17 protein-coding genes are annotated in these 20,094 nt (G+C 47.8%); 5 read left to right on the forward strand and 12 right to left on the reverse strand.

The genetic code is table 11. The annotated features are described in order from the left end of the window. The first annotated feature begins 390 nt into the window (after nt 1–390). On the forward strand, nt 391–1,122 hold the full coding sequence (locus MKX68_RS08475; RefSeq protein ID WP_340910778.1) for an MBL fold metallo-hydrolase: 732 nt from the start codon (nt 391–393) through the stop codon (nt 1,120–1,122). Beyond that, complete coding sequence (locus tag MKX68_RS08480) at nt 1,119–1,691, forward strand: TetR/AcrR family transcriptional regulator (protein WP_339786724.1); 573 nt, start codon at nt 1,119–1,121, stop codon at nt 1,689–1,691. Before MKX68_RS08475 ends, MKX68_RS08480 begins: the two co-directional genes overlap by 4 nt. A 491-nt stretch (nt 1,692–2,182) precedes the next feature. Here the strand turns inward: MKX68_RS08480 and MKX68_RS08485 are convergent, their stop codons facing one another. Genes MKX68_RS08485 through MKX68_RS08495 form a run of 3 tightly spaced genes read right to left on the reverse strand, consistent with a single transcriptional unit; the run spans nt 2,183 to nt 5,945 of the window. Beyond that, the gene (locus MKX68_RS08485) at nt 2,183–3,313 is read right to left on the reverse strand and encodes a hypothetical protein (protein WP_340910780.1); all 1,131 of its coding nucleotides are present in this window, start codon (nt 3,311–3,313) and stop codon (nt 2,183–2,185) included. A gap of 54 nt (nt 3,314–3,367) precedes the next feature. Continuing rightward, nucleotides 3,368–4,810 carry a glycosyltransferase family 2 protein gene (locus tag MKX68_RS08490; RefSeq protein WP_340910783.1) on the reverse strand — a complete coding sequence of 481 codons (1,443 nt, stop codon included), beginning with the start codon at nt 4,808–4,810 and terminating at the stop codon, nt 3,368–3,370. Continuing rightward, nucleotides 4,791–5,945, reverse strand: a complete 1,155-nt coding sequence (locus tag MKX68_RS08495) for a HEAT repeat domain-containing protein (protein WP_340910786.1) — start codon at nt 5,943–5,945, stop codon at nt 4,791–4,793. Before MKX68_RS08495 ends, MKX68_RS08490 begins: the two co-directional genes overlap by 20 nt. A gap of 217 nt (nt 5,946–6,162) precedes the next feature. On the opposite strand from MKX68_RS08495, the gene MKX68_RS08500 reads away from it, so the two are divergent. Next, nucleotides 6,163–6,648, forward strand: coding sequence for a CcdC family protein (locus MKX68_RS08500; protein WP_179088578.1), 486 nt, complete (start codon nt 6,163–6,165; stop codon nt 6,646–6,648). Nucleotides 6,649–6,768: 120 nt separating this feature from the next. On the opposite strand, the gene MKX68_RS08505 is transcribed toward MKX68_RS08500, so the two are convergent. Both MKX68_RS08505 and map read right to left on the reverse strand, forming a co-directional pair. Next, nucleotides 6,769–7,782: an NADP-dependent oxidoreductase gene (locus MKX68_RS08505; RefSeq protein WP_076215938.1), complete on the reverse strand. Its 1,014-nt coding sequence runs from the start codon at nt 7,780–7,782 to the stop codon at nt 6,769–6,771. Between the two features lie 174 nt (nt 7,783–7,956). Further along, nucleotides 7,957–8,703, reverse strand: coding sequence for a type I methionyl aminopeptidase (map, locus tag MKX68_RS08510; protein ID WP_211084250.1), 747 nt, complete (start codon nt 8,701–8,703; stop codon nt 7,957–7,959). Between the two features lie 207 nt (nt 8,704–8,910). Between map and MKX68_RS08515 the strand changes: the two genes are divergently transcribed. Next, the gene (locus MKX68_RS08515) at nt 8,911–9,120 is read left to right on the forward strand and encodes a hypothetical protein (protein WP_017690946.1); all 210 of its coding nucleotides are present in this window, start codon (nt 8,911–8,913) and stop codon (nt 9,118–9,120) included. Nucleotides 9,121–9,338: 218 nt separating this feature from the next. Here MKX68_RS08515 and MKX68_RS08520 read toward each other — a convergent pair whose 3' ends face one another. Both MKX68_RS08520 and MKX68_RS08525 read right to left on the reverse strand, forming a co-directional pair. Further along, complete coding sequence (locus MKX68_RS08520; protein ID WP_340910790.1) at nt 9,339–10,190, reverse strand: serine/threonine protein kinase; 852 nt, start codon at nt 10,188–10,190, stop codon at nt 9,339–9,341. 107 nt (nt 10,191–10,297) lie between these two features. Beyond that, entirely contained in the window at nt 10,298–10,984 is a 687-nt protein-coding gene (locus tag MKX68_RS08525) for a hypothetical protein (protein ID WP_340910792.1), read from the reverse strand. A 544-nt stretch (nt 10,985–11,528) separates the two neighbouring features. On the opposite strand from MKX68_RS08525, the gene MKX68_RS08530 reads away from it, so the two are divergent. Continuing rightward, nucleotides 11,529–12,482: an L-lactate dehydrogenase gene (locus MKX68_RS08530; RefSeq protein ID WP_340910794.1), complete on the forward strand. Its 954-nt coding sequence runs from the start codon at nt 11,529–11,531 to the stop codon at nt 12,480–12,482. Between the two features lie 257 nt (nt 12,483–12,739). Here the strand turns inward: MKX68_RS08530 and MKX68_RS08535 are convergent, their stop codons facing one another. The 5 genes from MKX68_RS08535 to MKX68_RS08555 form a co-directional block, all read right to left on the reverse strand. Then, on the reverse strand, nt 12,740–15,448 hold the full coding sequence (locus MKX68_RS08535) for a PAS domain-containing hybrid sensor histidine kinase/response regulator (protein ID WP_338590410.1): 2,709 nt from the start codon (nt 15,446–15,448) through the stop codon (nt 12,740–12,742). A gap of 642 nt (nt 15,449–16,090) precedes the next feature. Next, the gene (locus MKX68_RS08540) at nt 16,091–16,825 is read right to left on the reverse strand and encodes an ABC transporter permease (RefSeq protein ID WP_340910798.1); all 735 of its coding nucleotides are present in this window, start codon (nt 16,823–16,825) and stop codon (nt 16,091–16,093) included. A 1-nt stretch (nt 16,826) separates the two neighbouring features. Beyond that, a complete protein-coding gene (locus tag MKX68_RS08545; RefSeq protein ID WP_340910800.1) occupies nt 16,827–17,543 on the reverse strand; it encodes an ABC transporter permease in 717 nt (238 codons plus the stop codon). Continuing rightward, a complete protein-coding gene (locus MKX68_RS08550; RefSeq protein WP_036672188.1) occupies nt 17,540–18,454 on the reverse strand; it encodes an ABC transporter ATP-binding protein in 915 nt (304 codons plus the stop codon). Before MKX68_RS08550 ends, MKX68_RS08545 begins: the two co-directional genes overlap by 4 nt. Before the next feature lie 80 nt (nt 18,455–18,534). Beyond that, on the reverse strand, nt 18,535–20,052 hold the full coding sequence (locus MKX68_RS08555; RefSeq protein WP_338590403.1) for a HAMP domain-containing sensor histidine kinase: 1,518 nt from the start codon (nt 20,050–20,052) through the stop codon (nt 18,535–18,537). Nucleotides 20,053–20,094: the final 42 nt, after the last annotated feature.

Genomic DNA, 20,094 nt, shown 5'->3' on the forward strand with positions numbered 1-20,094 from the left:
CCAAGGTAAGTATAACTGTCATTATATGAATAACAGTTATGTTTGTCAACTTTCAACCAGGATGGAGATCAAACGTGATTTTTCCTGTTATACCAATACTTACAGCTCATCAACACAATTAAGCTGGGATTAACATCCCGTCTTCATTCTAATCTAAAAAAGACAAAAAAAGTGAGCCTTCCGCTACGCGAAGGGCTCCAATAAGATAGACATATGAAAGGGCTTACGTGATTATTATAATCGGTAATCTTCAATTTGAAAACGCTTTTTTTGTAAAGTGAATCATTATTTCAAATTTTTTTTATTTGAATAAAATGAACAACAAGTATTGCTAAAACTAATGCCATTAGTTATTATACTAATATCATTAGTTTTAAGGAGGGTTTATCGATGCGCATTACCCGAGAGTTTGATGTCGTTCAAGTTACGTTTTTTCCAAGACTCTTCCCTGTGAACGTATATCTGGTTGAAGAGGAAGATGGATTAACCCTGATTGATGCCGGAATACCGTTCAGTTTTAAGGGGATTTTGGCAACTGCCCAGTCCCTTGGAAAACCCATTACCAAGATCATTCTGACTCACGCTCATAGCGACCATATTGGTGCATTGGATCGTCTCAAAGAGGCACTACCCCAAGCTGAGGTCTTCATCTCCAGACGGGATGCACGGCTATTGGAGGGTGACACTTCCCTTCTTCCCGGTGAACCACAAACCCCGGTACGCGGCGGCGTGCCCAAGCCCAAAGCGGTGCGCACCCAGCCAAACCACTTGCTGGATGACGGTGACCAGATTGGTTCACTGGTCGCCATTGCCTCACCAGGACATACGCCGGGACATATGTCCTTCATGGATACGCGCAGCCGCGTGCTCATCGCTGGCGACGCGTACCAGCTGCACGGCGGCCTTGCCGTATCCGGCCGCGTGCGCCCGCTCTTTCCGTTCCCCGCGCTGGCAACGTGGAACCGCGAAGCGGCTCTGGCCAGCGCGAAGCGCCTGGCGGAGCTGGAACCGTCCGTGCTGGCTGTAGGCCACGGACGGATGCTGCGCCAGCCCGCGGGCGCCATGCGCGCGGCAACCGCTGATGCACAGCAGCGGTACGATCTTGCCGGGGGGCAACGATGAGCCCCCGGCAAGGGCTGGATCGCGGCGCTCTGCTCAGCGCCGCAGCCCAGCTTGCTGACAGCGACGGCTTTCAGGCGCTGACACTGGCCGCACTCGCCCAGCGGCTGGATGTGCGCTCGCCGTCGCTCTACAACCACATCAGCGGACTTCCCGGGCTTCGCCAGGAAATGGCGCTGATGTCCGTACAACAGCTCAGCCGCGCATTAACCGCGGCTACTGCTGACCGCACTGGCGATGATGCCATCCAGGCCATCGCTGCGGCATACATTGGCTTCGTCCGCGAGCACCCCGGGCTGTACGAAGCCTCATTCCATGCCCCGGACCGCGAGGAGCCACAGCTCGCCGCGGCCAGCACAGCCACGCTGGAGTTGCTGCTGCACAGCTTGCAGCCCTACCCGCTAACCGAAGCGGAAGCATTACACGCCGTTCGTGGTTTGCGAAGCCTCTGCCATGGATTTGCCTCCATTGAGGCACAAGGCGGCTTCGGCATGGACTTTGATCCGGACGAAAGTCTGCGTCTGACCGTATCCGCATTTCTGCACGGACTCCGGCATCTTCACGAAAACTAGTACGCACGGGTTGTATCATAAAAAGGACTGCAGATTCGCTGCAGTCCTTTTTACGTTGCTGTTCCACCTTCTTGCCAAAGTCTAACGAACCCAGGACACGCTATAACACCAATTAGAGCGGATAGAAAAATCTAACGAACCCCACACACCCTATTTCATAGAAAACTGGCAGTGGGACAGGCAAAATGAGCATATTCCATCATTTAACGTGTCTGTGATTCGTTAGATCTACCAACGTAGCAAATTAGGCCGAATAAGACGCGCTACGTTCGTTAGAGTCTGCTACATATGTTACTTCAGTTCATGATGCCATAGCGGCATCGCATTACACATTGCAATTCAATTTCCGCCTGATACATATCGTGCTCCGCTCAAAACTTCTGCCCCTCACATCTACGCGCTTCTCTAATATGTACATCCCCGGTCCTCACTCCAGAAGAACGGCCTTTCACTACCTGCTCTCCATCCGAACGTTTTTCTTTACACCCACCCTATGGCCATTGTTGCCGTCCATCCTGCACTTCATTCAAAATATGCTTCATCACGGGCACATACACCTTCCAGTAGAACATGTCCGGAACATCTTTCTGATCTGGCGTAAGCTTGGACCGGACGACCTCCCAACCCCGGATTCGGCGCCAAAAAGAATAATGCTTCATCTCTCCGAATGACCCTGCCATGTAATACGACCGATTATAGTCGTCATATCGGACAAGTGCAGCAAATTCCGCGGGAATTCCTGCATCCACCAGCTTCTGCTCGCCTGTCTCCGTCAGATCCGTCTTATACCAGGCCAGTATGGAATTCTGCTGTTGCGGGACAATGATATCGAACCAGCCATTGTAATGTATATCCTGGGTTATACCGCTCCAATCGCTGCCTGCCGGTGTAAATGCAATCTGTATATTGCCTGTCTTCACATCCGGACCTTTCTCCAGTACCATGACCTGTCCATCCATATGGATCAGCAGCATACCCGCTCCGTGATAAGACCATTTCTTCTTCTCCCGCTGCTCATAATTCGCCCGAACCCACCGGGGGACTTCTTCCATACTTTGCAGATTAGATACCGATTTCCCCTGCCATCCACTGCTGTTCACTCCCAAAATGGGATACAGCTGCTCTCTGGTCATTTTCGAAGCCGTATTTGCCAATGCACTGTATTCAGCGACAACCGTTACCCCTTTATACGCAGCCTCGCGGATCTTCTGCACATCATATATTGTTAATCCTTCATAAATTTCGTCTTGCTTCCGTTCATTCTTGTGTGCAGACAGACTACTCCGATTCGCCGTCAGATAGATCAGATCCGTATCCGTCACCTCATCAGGCAGCAGTTGTTTCATCCGTGGAAGCCCGTCCTGAAGATCATAGCCGTAATAATCCTCTTCATACGAGTAGTATTCCCCTGTGTGCTGTACAATCTTCTGTTGATTCAGAAGCCAAACCAACCCCTTGTGCCCCTGATAGGATAAGTCTGGTCTGCTCTTGTCAATAATCATGATGTTCAGTGGAACCGGGGCCTGGGATTGCCACATAATCCAGGGGACAACCAGCACCACTGATACCACTGTAAAACAAGCCAGCGTCCACATCGTGGCTGGCCTGTAACTTTTTTTCATGAAGCGTATTCCTCCTTGCTCTGTTCCAAGGTATTGTCAGGATCGGTCGTTAGATTACCCTAATCCATGTCTGCTGTCCTTTTCCTCTGCCTTCCGCAATCCCATAGCCTGCAACATGCCATATATACGGGATATGTTATTCAGTGGTCTGAACCAGAACGTCTCCGAACAAGCATACAATAACAGACGCGTCACCTCTCTTGACGTGTACGCTTTGCGTGAACACCATACCTCGAACATTACCATACCTGCGGACAACAGTGAACCATAGAGCGTCAGCAGTAGAGCGAGAATGATGCATAGGTTGATATCCACCAATTGTAGCCCTATGCCTGAGATGAACAGCAAAATCGCTCCCAGTTCCATCACAGGTCCCAGCAATTCGATCAAAATAAAATACGGGATGGATACCATCCCCATCCAGCCATAGGCCGGATTGAAGATCATGCTCCGCTGAGTCCATAGACTGCTTGCAAGCTGCATGTGCCAACCGATACGCTGTCTGCACAGCTTACGCCATGTACCAGGTACTTCTACCCTGCAGATCGGATCGGGAATATATATAATACGGCCAGGTTCCCGGATCTGCTTCATATGTTTCTGTAACCGCATTACCAGTTCCATGTGAGCAACCTGGTCATCGCTCTTGTAACCCCCAACTTCCATCACCCGGTTCTTTTTGAATACACCGAATACTTCTGCTGTAAATAAAAGCACATTAATATTATAACGAACGAGTCCCACGCCGCTAATCAGAAAAGCACGCACGTATTCAATGGTCTGCATAACATACAATGTACTGCCCGTAAGTTTTGTGCTGTTGTCGGTTGAATCCGTTTGATCCGTATTTCTGGGGGCCATGAGATCTACTCGTCCACTACAAGCAACGACCTCTTCTCCTGGGAGAGCATCCATAACGGGTTTCATAATCTTCACCAATGCATCCCGTTCCAGAAATGTCCGGGGTCCAACTGAGGCGATATAAGGATATTGCGAGATATTCAGACCTGCATTCAAGGAGTCCATTCGTCCTCCATACGCCTTGTCGATCACAATCAGACGATGATGCAGCCTGGATTGGTAGACACATTTAATCTGAGCCGTCTCCTGACCGAGTCCCGAGTAATGAACTTTACTCCGAATCGGCATCAGATCATAGGTTTCTATTAACTGTGGCATTGTTCCATCCTCTGATCCATCATTAATGATAATCACTTCATAGCGTGAATACTGAATATCCAGCAGACAATTAATTCGCTGTACGATCGTATTCTCGCTATTACGCATGGGGACAAGCAGGGATACCGCCGGAGCCAACTCTTCATCCAACATCTCGTGATATTGCAGCGGGTCCAGATCCCTTCTCGGGATCAATGTGCGAGCGGCAGCAACTACCAGAACACTGCACGTCAAAATCGCAAGCACCAGATAGATAAATATACCCTCGTAACATGCCAAAACAAAACTCCGCAGCATCTCAATCCATCTTTCGTCCATACTGCATCCTTTCCAGCGTTTCTTCCGCTATCTGCCTTGCATATCTATCCGGATGGTTTACAGCCGTATCCCGGAGTTCTTCAAGTCCCTGCTCGTACCGGGCAAGGGAGTTCGCCGCTTCCTGTCTGATCTGAAAAGAAGGATCACCCATCATTACCTTCAGTCTAGGAATAAAAGCATCCGCATGAACAGTGCCCATAAGCTGGGTCACTGTTAGTCTTTCAGAGCGTTGCCTTTCCTCGCCAGATTCGTTCCATACCAGCAATAGCCCCTTCAGCAACTCTTCGCGACCTCTGCCCACTTGAGACAATGCCTGATAAGCATGGGTACGCAGCAGCGCATCCTCTCCAAGAATGAGCTTCTCCAGTAGGACAACAGCACCCTCCGTCTGGTCATCCCGAATACGAATGGCATGGACGATATTAGACTGGACCTGATAAGGTACCTCCTTGAAATGATCCTTAAGACGTGTCCAGGATGAATCGGTAAGCAACAGCAGAATCTGCAGATACTGCGAATCGGACCATACATATTGCTCACGCATCAATTCCTTCACGATTCTGAAATAACCGGTTCTGGCATATATGCGCAATATGATGAAGCGTTCAAGCGGCGTACAGGAAGTAACCCGCAGCATATCCTCTAACCTGGGCAGAAGCTTTATCATATGAAACTGTTCAATATATAACAACGTGTTGACCCGTTCACTCCACTTCCCCGTCTTCAGAACCGACCGGTATGAACTTCCAAAGACTTGCCAGGATAACAGACGAATTCGCAGAGTCTCGTGCTCTTCCGGACCTTGAGCAAGCCGTTGCAATAACAGTTGCTGCAAAACACTCTGTTGATCTCCACTCATATTCAGTAAGTCAGCTTTCACTTCTCCTTGGCCCAGATACTGCTGTAACACTGAATCTTCGGAAAGTAATTCCTGCATCAGTGTAGTCTTCACTTTTTCCCTGCGTCTGCTATTATATTTCAACCATAAGATATAACTGTAGATAACCAGCAAAAGAAACAGTACACTTGCACATATGAGGCTAACCACATGTACCAACCAATCTGTATTACTTGCAAGCCACCCTCTATGATGTGAGCCGATAAGCTTGATATACATCCATTGTTGTCCAATCATTGCATGATTTCCCCTTAATCGAATAAACGGCCTTACAACGGGCACAATAATACAAAATTTTCAAATACACCCTGTGAATACATATCGGGTATATGATACACTAAGCTTTCTATCGGCTTTCGGCGTTTGTGATATAATAGGAACTGAAAATTCCGGCAATTCGTATTGGGTTCCGGATCTCCGGATAACATATTATTCCAGAAAGAGGGAGTTCTACGTGGCTCAAATCAGTCCGTACTACCTGCAAATCGGAGCAACCGTGGGCATGCTCGTCATGGCACTGCTTGCCATCTTCATCCGCATGAAAGCCAGTCACAGACCGGTGACCATTCGTAAAATCCTTATTCCTCCGCTCGGCATGAGCACAGGATTTCTCATGTTTGTTGTACCGGCAACACATGTTCCTCTACTCTGGGCATTCATTGCGTTTCTGGTGGGCTGGTTCCTCTTCTCCTATCCCCTCATTCGCAGTACACGGTTTGAACGAGTAGGCGAAGAAATTTTTGCCACACGTTCTCGCAGCTTTGCTTTTATCTTGCTTGGATTGCTGGCCGTACGCCTGATCCTGCATGAAGTCATCCAGCGATATGTAAGTATTCCGCAAACGGGCGGATTGTTCTTCCTGCTGGCTTTTGGCATGATTGTACGCTGGCGTGTATATATGTACAAACACTACAAAGAAGTGCTGGTCGCCGAACACTAGTCACCCTACATAGACCACGCATAGATTTACAGATAAAAAAGACACGTTCTGCTGCACCCTCGGTGTGCAGAACGTGTCTTTTCGTTTTCAAACTAATAGTACATGTAAACCATTCAATATCTATTCAGGATCTGCAACCTTAACCAGCTGCTTGCCCAGATTATCTCCCGAGAAGAGGCCCATGAATGCTTCCGGCGTCTGTTCGAACCCATCCACAATGTTTTCTTCATACTGGATATGACCTTCCTTGATCCATTTCGCCAACTTGGCGCGGCCTTCTTTGAAGGATTTCGTATAGTCACCCAGCAGGAAACCTTTCATTAATGCTGTATTTGTTAACAGCAACGTCTGTGGCCGCATCCCGATATCCGGTTTCTCCAGATTATAGGATGAGATCTGACCGCATAACGGAATACGTGCATTCCGATTGATGTGGCGCAAGACTGCATCCGAGATGTCACCGCCCACATTGTCAAAGTAGACATCTACACCATCCGGGCAAGCCCGTTCAATGGCCGCTGACATATCCTGCTCCTTCTTGTAGTTCAACACCACGTCGAAGCCCAGCTTTTCTTTCAAATAAGCGCATTTCTCATCAGAGCCTGCAATACCAACCACGCGCGCTCCCACAATTTTACCAATCTGACCAGCAATCATGCCTACCGCTCCGGCTGCTCCCGATACAACAACCGTTTCGCCGTCCTTCGGTTTGCCGATGTCCTCCATACCAAAATAAGCCGTCAGACCCGTCAGGCCCAGCGCACCCAGGTAAGCCGTGATTGGTGCTTCTTCGGTATCAATTAGCGAAAGATCAGCCGTATTCACTGCGGCATATTGCTGCCAGCCCCACATACCGGATACGAGGTCACCTTTGCGCAGATTCGGTTCCGAAGATTCCACAACCTGTCCAATGGCTCCACCCTTAATCACTTCATTTAACGCGTACGGTGCAGCATAGGATTTTGTATCTTTCATGCGGCCCCGCATATACGGATCGACCGACAAATATAATGTACGTACCAGGACTTGCCCAGCTTCCGGTTCAGGAAGAGGTGCATCAATGAAGTTGAAATTCTCTCTGGATGGGGCACCTTCGGGACGAGAAGCAAGTACGATCTGTTTATTTAAAGACACCAAAATTACCTCCTTGTTGCCAAGTGGACGCAAGGTTAACCCTTGTCAGCTGAGATCACTTACCACTGGCTCTGTGTTATCACTTCTTAATAGTTTAAACCGAAACAGGCGGTTCACAAACGTGGGCCGCCTTGAAATATGCAAATATCGTCACATTGTAGCTGCTTTTGGCTATTATTGTGCTGTCAAAATCACTGGACCATCCGCCGTAATCGCAATCGTATGTTCATACTGGGCAGACAGACTTCCATCCAAAGTACGAGCAGTCCATCCATCTGAATCCAGCTTACTTCGGAACGTACCAATATTCAGCATCGGTTCGATCGTAATAACCATGCCTTCCTTGAGACGCGGACCCCGATGAGGCGGACCGTAGTGAGGGACTTGTGGTTCCTCATGCATCTTCTCACCAATGCCGTGTCCGATAAACTCACGCACAACCGATAGGCCTTCACCTTCTGCATACACTTGAATCGCATTGGAGATATCTCCGATCCGGTTGCCCACAACGGCAAGTTCAATGCCCTTGTACAGAGAGTTTTTGGTTACATCCAGCAGATGTTGTGCTTCCGGAGTCACTTCACCTACGGCATATGACCAAGCCGAATCCGCCAGCCAGCCATTCAGATTAACCACCATGTCGATTGTAACGATATCGCCGTCTTTCAGTGCATATTTTCCCGGAAACCCGTGACAGATCACATCATTAACCGACGCACATGTCGCATATTGGTATCCGTTATATCCCTTTTGTTCTGGCGTAGCGCCATTTTTCTTCATAAAAGCTTCTGCAAACTGGTCGATCTCCTGTGTCGTAATGCCTGGACGAATCATCTTTGCAATTTCTCTATGGCATGCGGCGAGAATTTCTCCGGCTTTTTTCATATATTCAATCTGTTCTTTGGTCTTCAATGTAATCATAATAACTACTCCTGTCCGTTAAAATCTTATCCTGTCCTCTATTGTAACGCTAAACACTCAAAATAAAAAATTCCGTGCAATCAGCAACATCCTATTATACGCCAAGCTCCTGTCCAATGAATACAATTATCCATGAAAAAATCGAAACCCCTTCTGATCTAGCCACGTATATGCTTAAAACAGTTGAAGTCGAAAGGGTGAAAGCTCATGTTCAAAAAGATTATCGGCAAACTTATTGATTCCAAATCTTCATCTCACCGCAAACGTTACAGCTCCTCGGACAGGCGCTCCTATAAACGTCACAGCAGTTCCTCAGGAAAGCGTTCCTACAAGCGCTATTCTTCTTCGGATGTGAAATACCGGGACAGTCGCAGTGGCTCCGGGTATTACAAAAGCAGAAAATACAGCTCCAGCTAAGCTGCTCTCACGACTGCTTTTAAAGAGCAATGATCGCACCAGCAGCTTATTAGACGCTACAATAAATGAATATGTAATAAAGGGGTGTTCGCTAGCCGTACTTACGGCCAGCAGAACACCCCTTTATTGTTTCTATATAGCAAAAAGGAAAAAGACCCCTACAGATATCATACGAAGAGGTCACGAATAACCATTATAGGTCCGCCTATAGGACTTATTCATCTTACCTTCATCAACACACGTTCCATCTCTACCCGTAACTCCATTGCTCCGCCTTCATAACCCGGGCGAAGTCCCAGGAGCCGCTCCAGCATCTGGTGCAATTCCGGCGTAAGCTTAAGTTCCTCCTGCCAGCTGGCAGGTTCACGACCCTTCTCTGGCTCGTAAGCCGAATACAGCATAAAGAGAAGAAAGTGGCCGATATCCTGCAAGTCATGATCTGGTGTAGCGGGTTCATCTTCAGGCTCAGGGACTTCACGCATACGTCGCTTTAGCTCAGGCAACAACGGCTCCCCCAAGCGTCTCGCCAGGCCAAAGTCAATTAGATGCACCTTCCCTTCACGTAAAATAACATTGGGAATCCGCACATCTCCATGAATATATCCCTGCTCATGCACATGAGCCACTGGCGCCAGCAGTTGACCTGCCAATTCCAGACATTCCCGCTCCGTATATCGAAGACCTTGCTCAAATATGCAATCTTCCAGCGTCTGTCCACGAATATATTCGGTAACGATATAACTTCGTCTCCCGGATGTGAACACATCCAATAGATCAGGGATCGCCGGATGATGCAGACGTCTCATCACGTCCGCCTCCCGCTCCAACAGCTTCGCAGAGAGTCTGCCCTTGCTAGGCTTGGACTCCTTCAACGCCACTTCCCTGCCATTCTGGTCATCTGTACACAGGTATGTCAGCCCATAGCTCCCCATACCCAGCAGTTCCTGTATTGTATAACGCTCAGCAATGGTCATGCCTTCCCGCCGAGGACGATCCGTCCATAGTCCAAGCAATCTTTGCCAACTTCGTCGCAGCTCCACAGATCCTCCCACGCCAGCTTCCTGATCCACTCAGTCTTTATCTATACCGAGCACAGTCCGTTGCCAGTCTTCATGTTGTATGGAGCTTATTATATCAGGCCCATAACGCAAAATCACGATGAGCAAGAGCCTCTCACTCAAGCTTCCTTATGCTTCTTGGGCAGGAACCCGAACAACATACGCAAGGATACTCCTTTTGGTTTGCGTTTTCTTCCCTGGAAGCTGCGCAAGTTGGTCACGAGTTCACGATCCCGCTCTTCCTCCAGCTTCTCATTCATCCACACGCGCTGTTTCTCCATCTGTTCCTGGAGAGCCATATGTGTCTCCGCCAGATGCTGAAGGGTCAGCTCCAGTTCATCGACCCGCTGTTGCAGCAGCTGTACCCGATCATCCTGCTGTTGTTCTACAGCACCATAAGTCACCTCACTTACAAGTTGCCCCAGACCTTCGTAGGATCTCAGATTACCCATTATTTCAGGTTCTTCAGGGAATACGGATGGCATGACTGTCGCTGCACATTCCGACTCTGACAGACCTTCAATTCCCACCACCGGAACATCTACTTCTACTGCAGCTACAGGTACTTCTGGAGCCAATACAGTCACCACAGCATCAGCCAGGGGTAGATTATGCTCTCTGAGTTCGGTCATCAGGCGTTCAATGCACTCGATGTCGTCGGATTTGAATAGTCTGGATTTGTTGGCGGACCGTTCGAACCGGTATCCCTGTTCTTCCAGTGCCGCCGCATATTTACGAAGAGTACTGGCACCTATGCCCAGGCTCTTGGCCGTTTCCGTCGTTGCTCCTGCTTCTTCAATCATCATTAATTCCCTCCCGGAATGAAGTCTTTTGGGAATCAATTTCATATAACTTTAGTGAGTTATGAAATTGATTCTTGGATAAAAACATTATGGCTTCAGCGTTCCTTTTTGGAACCATCATCGGATCGGGGCAACCTGTCTCATGGATCAAGTATGCTTATCTTTTGCTTGTCCGTATGTATTCGTCAGCTCCTCGGCAGATCCCTTTGGCGGTTTTGTTCTGTTTCTGCGGATTCCTAAGAAGTTTTGTCAGGTATATAATCTGCATAAATAACCCCCAATCCGACAACGAGCATGAATGCTGTCATGTCGAATGACATAGGTGCAAACGCCGTCAAATCTTATGATTATGAATAATTCATGTCAATTTTGTTAACTCCGTTACTCCAATACGCTCCCGCGATAGCGGATATCATTGCTGCACAGCTTTTCCATGTGTTATCTTATGTAACGTAGAAGTGCATTCCAGCATAAAATAAAGGACTATACTTAACATAGGACGCGTAAGTGACGAATAAATATCAATCTAAATGGGGGCTGAACGGCAGTGTTAGGCAAATCAGGCAAAGTAGCGGTGATCGGGGCGGGTCTTGTCGGTTCGAGTTGTGCGTATTCCATGATTAATCAATCGATATGCAGGGAAATTATGATGGTGGACCGGACGTATGACCGTGCTGTAGCGCAGGCACTGGATTTTTCCCATTGTATGGACTTTACACATAACCGCACCAAGGTATATGCAGGCACGTACGCAGATTGTGGCAATATGGATGTTATTGTCTTAACTGCCGGGGCGAATCCCAAGCCAGGACAGACACGACTGGATATTCTGGAGGAAGCGGAATCGATTGCCAAAGACATCGTGGTCCCGATCATGAACAGTGGATTTAACGGGATTTTTGTCGTTGCTGCCAATCCGGTTGACATAGTAACTTATATGGTATGGAAATTATCTGGTCTTCCGCGTGAGCATGTCATCGGCACAGGAACATCCATTGACTCTTCAAGGCTTAAAACGCTGCTGTCTGAAGTCTTCTCCATTGATCCACGCAGTGTGCATGGTTATGCTCTCGGGGAGCATGGAGAATCCCAGTTCGTAGCCTGGTCCCATGTGACCATCGGCGGCAAACCGATTATGCACATCATGGATCAGCACAAGGAGCGTTTCAAACATCTGGATCTGGACGATATTGCGCGCAAAACAAAGGATGCTGGCTGGGAGATCTTTACCCGTAAAGGTTCTACCCAATTCGGAATCGGTAATGCCCTCGCGCATATCACCCGTTCCATCCTCAATGACGAACACAAGATCATCGCCGTATCGGCTATTCTGGACGGAGAGTATGAGCAACACAACGTCTGCGTTGGTGTTCCTGCAATCATCGGTGGTAATGGCATTCAGGAGATTATCGAATTGCATCTGGATGCAGCGGAACGTGAGAAATTCAACAGCTCCTGTGAAATATTATCTGGTAACATTAATCGCCTGACATTGGCATAACTCATTCGTATACAGATCACTGCATACGCTTCAGCTCAACTTCAAAAGCCTGTCCACGCAAACACGCCAATAACACTCCATCAGTGGAGGATTATTGGCGTGTTTGCGTTTATTATTTTCACAGCCAGATGAATCAAATTCATAATACCTTCAGTTGCTCCAATCAAGGCTAGATATAGATCAAAACGGTTCATTTTGTCTATATTTAGTTACAGAAATCTATTTTAGTAAGTTATGAAATTGATTTGAGTAGTTGTTCAATTTGGTGCAAGCTGAGGTTCGTCCCTTGGCCCCCATTGCTGTAACACCCGCTTCAACTCACTCAGCATAACCGGTTTGCTAATAAAGTCACGCATTCCAATCTCCAGACAGGCTTCCTTATCTTCACGTTTGGTATTGCCTGTAACTGCGATGATTGGAGGTATGCGATCCTGTGGAATTAGGCGGTGTAACAGGTCTGTCGCCTTCAGTCCATCCATCACAGGCATATGAATATCCATCAGGACAATATCATAAGCATTCTGAGAGATGGCATCAATCGCCTCCACGCCATTAGTGCACACATCTGCCTGGTATCCAAGCTTCTCCAGATATTCTCGCAAAATCTTCCGGTTTACCGGATGATCCTCCGCCACCAGAATACGCATGGCAACCTTATCACTCTGACGTGTACGATCATGATGGAACTGACTTGCTGTCTGTTCTGCTGAAGCATCTACACTCGCCGCAGGAACAGCAAACCGGAAGGTTGAGCCTTCGCCTTCTATACTCTCGACACTGATGCTACCTCCCATGATCTCCACGAGTCGCTTGGAGATGACCAGTCCCAGTCCGGTACCACCATACTTTCGGTTAATCACCGGATGTAGTTGAGAGAAGGACTGAAACAACTGATCCAGCTTGTCAGCCGGGATGCCAATTCCCGTATCTTGCACCGCAAAATCAAGAACGCTGTCTTCAGGCTTTCTGCCCTTGATAATATCCACGGCAACATCAATGCTTCCCTGATCTGTGAACTTGAGCGCATTACCAACCAAGTTTACCAGAATCTGCCGGATACGTATGGCGTCACCAACCATGAACTCAGGGATGCTCGGATTGAGGCGATATCTGATCTCCAGATGTTTCTCATCTGCACGCGGTTTAAACAGTTCGGCAACCTGTTCCAGCATCTTGCGTAATGCAAATGGTTCATAAGCCAGTGCCATTTTCCCGGATTCCAGCTTACTGAAGTCCAAAATATCATTAAGGATGTTCAGCAGAGCATCACCGCTGTCTCGAATAATCTCGGCATATTCACGCTGTTCTTCCGATAAATCGGTACCGATCAACAATTCTGTCATCCCCACGATCCCGTTCATCGGTGTCCGGATCTCATGGCTAACCATTGACAGAAATTCTGACTTGGCCTGAGCCGCCAGCTCAGCTGTTTCTTTGGCACGTACAATTTCACGTTCGCCAGTCACATCATTAAATACAACCACCGCGCCCTGAATCTGTCCCTGTTCAATAATCGGCGTCACCTGATACTGCACCAGAAAGCTACTGCCATCTTTACGCCAGAATACATCTTCCTTGATTGAACGTCTCTGTCCATCCAACACAGTCATGTGGATCGGGCACTCTTCTTGTGGCAAATGACTTCCGTCTGCACGGGTGTGATGGATGATAGGATGTGAGTTTTTGCCAATGAATTCTTGCGCCTCATAACCGAACATCGAAGCTGCTGCTGGATTCATAAACATGGTGATTCCATCCGCATCCAAACCAAATATTCCTTCAGTAACCGTGTTGAGAATTAGCTCATGTTGCTTGCTGAGCTCCTGAATCCGTTCCGTGTATTCCTTGCGCTCGGTAATATCGGACACGATCCCATAGACGCCCACCATTTCCTTATCCACAATAATGGGCACATTCGTAACAGATACTTCAATCTTCCGACCACTTGAATTAACGACTCGGGTCTCATAATATTGCGGTTCGCCTTGCTTCACCATGTCAAAATAATGTTTGCCATATTGAACTTCGCATTTATCCAGATTAGATAAAAAAGATTGGCCAATCAGCTTATTGCGCGGAATATCCAGCATTTGCACCAGTTTGCTGTTCACTGCGCTGTATTTACCTTCCAGATTCAATGAATACACAGCTGCCGGGTTATATTCGAACAACGATCTGTATCGCTGACGACTTTCTCGAAGACGTCTGTCCGCATCCTTATGCTGGGTAATATCCCTGCTGATGCTTACAATCTGGACACTCTTGCCACGCTCTCCAACCACAGGCTTCGCCAATGTCTCCATCCAGATATAATGTCCCTTCTTGTGCAACACACGCATCTTGCAGCCATTGCCGATCTTGGAAAGATCCATAGGGTCCGGATAATCTCCCGGATAACAATAATCCTTGAAGGACTTTCCTATGACTTCATCCGGCTTATAACCCAGTAGGGTGTACACGGAAGGGGAGACGTATAACAACTCGCCATCCGTAGCACAAGTGGTAATCAGATCTTGTGCATGGTCAGCCAGCACCTGATATTTCTCCTGTGCCTCCTTAAGCTCACGTTGCACTTCCAGGATATCGGTAACATCTTTGGCAATGCCATAGATTCCTACGACTTCTTTTCCCTCCGTTATAGGCACATACGTTATTTCTGCGTGTTTCAGGGAACCGTCTTTATGATAAAAAGTAATGGGATTACTGACTGAACGTCCAGCCAGTACCTCTTTAATGTATTGTTTGCGTGAATTTTCACTGTCCGGAGGACAGATCTCACTCTGATTCATACGAATCAAGTCATCCAGTGTATACCCAGATATCCGCTCTACCGAGGGATTAGCATCAATATAGTTTCCATGGATGTCCATTACATAAATGGCATCCGGATGGTTAAAAAACAGTGATTGGTAAGAACTTCCCTCAGAAATAATGCGCTTCAGGGTTTCCGTTTTATTAATATCCAAGGCTTACCCCTCTTTTCTCAGCCAATATCTTCATCTAACAGCAGGGATTAATTATCCCTTACAAAAATGGGCCTACCCTCGAATAACCATGTAAGCCTGCCTAGAAACAGCTTTTTTTATTTTACCAGATTCTCGTCTCATTTTGCTTACAATCTATGATCCAATTCACATAATGTGTGATGTAATACTTGGAATTTTGATTTTACTTAGGAGGTGCCTGCAAAGGCAGACAATTTATACAAGGATCAAATTAAGCCTCTAACAAGCTTGAAGTTCAATTCCATGTCAGCTGATTCTGACGAATGGCTAAACGATTTTCTAAAGAACTCAGGACATCTTATTTGGTGTCCAGGTCCCCTTTTAAAATTTTAAAGAACATCAGACACGTTAATCCCCATAATCTCCTGTCATAAACGCTGCAAACGGTCGTTTCATTGGATATAACATGTCTCAGGTTTCTTAGATTTCTGAGATCACTTCAAATCCTTGAATAAGACTCCTCAGATTCGTTAGCGAGGTGACCATTCATGATGGGTGGGTCAGACATTAGAAAAAATCCTCCTGAAGCATACATACAATAGAGCTTGCATGTTTTGCTTAAAGAGGATTTTGATTACGATAACCAAGTGTGTAACGGATTATTCAGATTTCTTTTTTCGCAAAATACATCATGCCGATTCCAATGAAAATGACAGCACTGCCTCCAACAACCGCCAGCATTGTCATCAGTGGCACGTTGTAGGCTCCGAAACCTCCGCCATCAACGGGTGTCATCAGAATCATCGGTTGTGCCCATGGATAATATGGCCCATATGTCGCCGAGTTTACAATGAGAATATTCGGTATGGTCAGTGCAAAATTCAGTGCGAGCGGTGCGGCAAAGTTGCTCCACGCCAATGAAACGAACATCTGCAGGGCAGCCAAGGGTACACAAGCTAGCAACCCAAGCAGCAGTTTGCTCGCCAAGAATCCCCAAGGTACAGGCATCGTAATGCCGTGAATCATGCCTGCCAGCAGAATGGACATCAGCAATAATACTTGTGTACCCGCCAGAAGCATGAGCACAATCGTCAGTTTACCTGCATATACGCCTGAACGTGTGAGCGGTAAAACCAGCATCTGCTTCCACCCTCCACCTGCATGTTCGAAACGGCAGACAAAGGACGTAAACACACCAGTCAGCATCGGTAACAATAACAATCCGTGCAGGAAAACCATCGTGGTCATCAATACCTGCCAATTTCCCGATGGCGTGGACAACAGTCCGATGAGCAGCGCAATGAGTGGACTCAGCAGAATCAGAAGCCATATGGGGGACTTGCCCATTTTCAATCGTTCAGCGGACAAAATTCGGAAGTACGTTGTCGCAAAGCTCATGTCAGGCCACATCCTTCCGGCTAAAGTGCACCATACCCAGCAACAGAATCAAGATTCCCAGACCTGCACCCATGCCTGCATACAGATATGGATTGGGTCCATTCCAGGCCATCTGCGCCCAAGCGAGTGGAAAGTTCGGTGAGATACTGAGTGCGAACATGCCCGTTATCGCGAGAACGATGCCCAGGGTGACGGGAAGTGCCTGATTCTTGTTAACCATCGTGAGCCACAACTCCAGTGACAACAGCGGAAGTGCACCAGCCAAAGGCAATAGCCCCAGCTTGATCGCATGTGTCCAAGGTATTTCGCTGGCATGGAATCCGAGGATCAGACCCAGACCCACAATTCCTGCGGTTAACAGCAGGCAGGAGATTACCAGCAGCACACAAGCAAGCAGGAACTTGGCTAAATACACGGCTGGTCTGGGAATCGGCATCGCGAGCAGCTGTTTCCATGATCCCTGTTCATGCTCAACATTAGCGATCATGGAGCTGAGAATGGTTGCTCCCAGCATCAGAGACAAGGGCACAAAGACAACCACATTGCCCAATAATCCGCCCCACAGGTTATCTGCATACTGCTCTTTCAGATAGTCCAGCCGTAAGCCAAAATTAAGCGCCTGCATCGCTGTCAATCCAAGAGGGGCCAGAAAAACAAGAAACCAGATCCCTTTCCCCCGAATCTTGAGCCAGTCCGACGATAATGCACGCCCGGTCATATGGAAGCCCCCTCGCCAATGACCCGCATGAACAGATCTTCCAGCGACTGACGCTGTTCCTCTACACGATACACATCATGATCCTGCTCAATTAATCGGCGCACAAGCAGTGCCACTGAACTGTTATCCATATAAGGGAACGTTAAAGCAGAGCCTTGTTGCTGACCAAATTGTCCCTGTTCTCTTGCCAGCTTCATAGCCTCTTCCGGCTCGGAAACCGTTAACCGGATAGAGCTACCCGTCTGACTATGCAGACTTGCGATAGTATCCTGAAGCACCATCTTGCCTTCACGGATAATACCAACGCGACTTGCCATCTGTTCGACTTCACTCAGCAAGTGGCTGGAAACCAGAACGGTAATGCCATGTTCCAGAGGCATGCGTTTGATCAGTTCCCGAATCTCCTGAATACCGGCAGGATCAAGCCCATTCGTTGGTTCGTCCAGAATCAGCAACTCCGGTTCACCCAGCAAAGCGCTGGCAATACCTAGACGTTGCTTCATCCCAAGGGAGTATCCCTTTACCGAACGTTTGGCATCCTTGGTCAGATCTACAATGGACAGCACTTCAGCAATTCTTGATTTTGGTACATTGATGATGCGGCGCAAAGTTTCCAGATTCTCTACTGCGTTCAGATGTCCGTAATAGGACGGGTATTCGACCAAAGAGCCCACACGGCGCAAAATATCCATGCGATCCTTGCGGATATCCTTGTCGAAGACACGGATCACGCCTTTGGTTGGTTTAATCAAGCCGAGAAGCATGCGAATCGTTGTTGTTTTGCCGGCACCGTTGGGACCGAGGAAGCCGTAGATATCTCCCTTTTTAATGTGCAGATCAAGTTCACGGACCGCTGCACGGTCCCGGTATGTTTTCCATAAATTCGCCGTTTGAATTATATTTTCACTCACTGTATGATCACCTCGGAACTATCGTAACCTTCCAAGGTTAAAGCCAAAGTAGTCTCTAGTTTAAGTTTAGTTTAAAAAAGCTATTTCAGCGGTTTGTTGTTTTCCCTGTTTCCCTTACCACTGTAGATATATGTCTGTACACCCGTTTCGGAACTGTCTACCCGCTTGCGCAGACCCATCTCACGAATCAACAGGTCTACAATGGATAAGCCTAGACCTGTGCCTTTTGTGTCGGAATTCGGTTGCATACCCGGACCCCGATCCTGAATAACGATAGCCGTCTCACCCTGAATCTCCTGGGTTGTTATGCCAATATATTTCCCGCTAGCAGCATGACGGATTACGTTCTGAAACAAATTATCGAGTACACGGCGCATGCCCTGTTCATCCATATGCCAGATCAGCGGTTCCTCCGGGAGGTCAATATCAATATCAAATTGCTCTTTCTCCCAGACCGGGTACCAGGCCGCCGCCGTTTCCCTGACGATCCGCAGTATATCTTTCTCTTCCAGCTTCAGTGTATATTTCCCGCTCGTGAGCAAATTGTAGGATAACATGTTGTCAATGAGCCCACCGAGGTCCTCCATTTTCGCTTCCATGCGATGTAATGAACGGTCACCTTGCTCGCTCAGCTCTTCCTTGTGCAAAGCATGCATATGTCCACGAATTACCGTTAGCGGGGTACGCAGATCGTGGGAAAGCCCCGCAATGAGACGTTTGCGCAATTGTTCTTCCTCGCGTTCACGGTGGCGGCTGTTGGACAGTTGATGCACCATCTGATTGAAGGATTCTTCCAGTTGACCAATCTCGTCTGACCGGCGGATATCTACCGGAAGCGGGAGGCCTTCCTTGCCTGTGGTCATCATGGCCGTCTGCAAACGAATAAGTCGTTTGCGAATGCGTGCGAAGAAGAGAATCGACATAATGATGAAGATCAGAAAGATGAGGGTCATTACGATACCAAGATACAAGAGTTCCATCGGCCAGTTACTCTGATTCATTTGCAGAAGTGACCGCGGCACTTCAATGATCATGAATCCCTGTCCTTTGTCCTGCTCATCTCCGCCAATATATGCAACTACGGTGAGTGGATCGCGAAAGGAAGCTTCTTTCATGAATTGCACTGTATTATTTACATTCCATAAGGCTGGAATATGAGTCTCTGTCGTTTGCCCGGAATCCAATGACCATCTCAATGTCGTGTCTGTCCTGCCATCCGGCGACGTGGATTTTAGAAGCGTTACATCTTCACCACCGAGAATAAGTAGGGTCTCCCCTTTCACATTCACACGATACATCGAAGATTTGGGATACGAGCCATGTAATTGCTCCAACCGGGCCTTAATCTCTTCATCCGAAGCACCATCCAGGTTCTTCGCTTCACGTGACCAGAGGTTACTTATCCGAGTAACATCACCATAAGGTGCCGCTCGGTTCGTATTCGTGTCCGTGTTATTCACTACGACAATATATATAACGGATATGATCGGAAGCACAACGGGCACAAATAATACAGCCGCCAAGATCAGGAGGATGTATCTGGACATCAAGGACCGCCCAAAGCGAAGCTTGCGCCGCCCGGATTGCTTTTGAATCATGCTTCGTTCTCCCTTCATGATCTTCCGTTCCCTGAACCACCG

This window comes from Paenibacillus sp. FSL M8-0212 (assembly GCF_038004645.1).
Lineage (GTDB): Bacteria > Bacillota > Bacilli > Paenibacillales > Paenibacillaceae > Paenibacillus.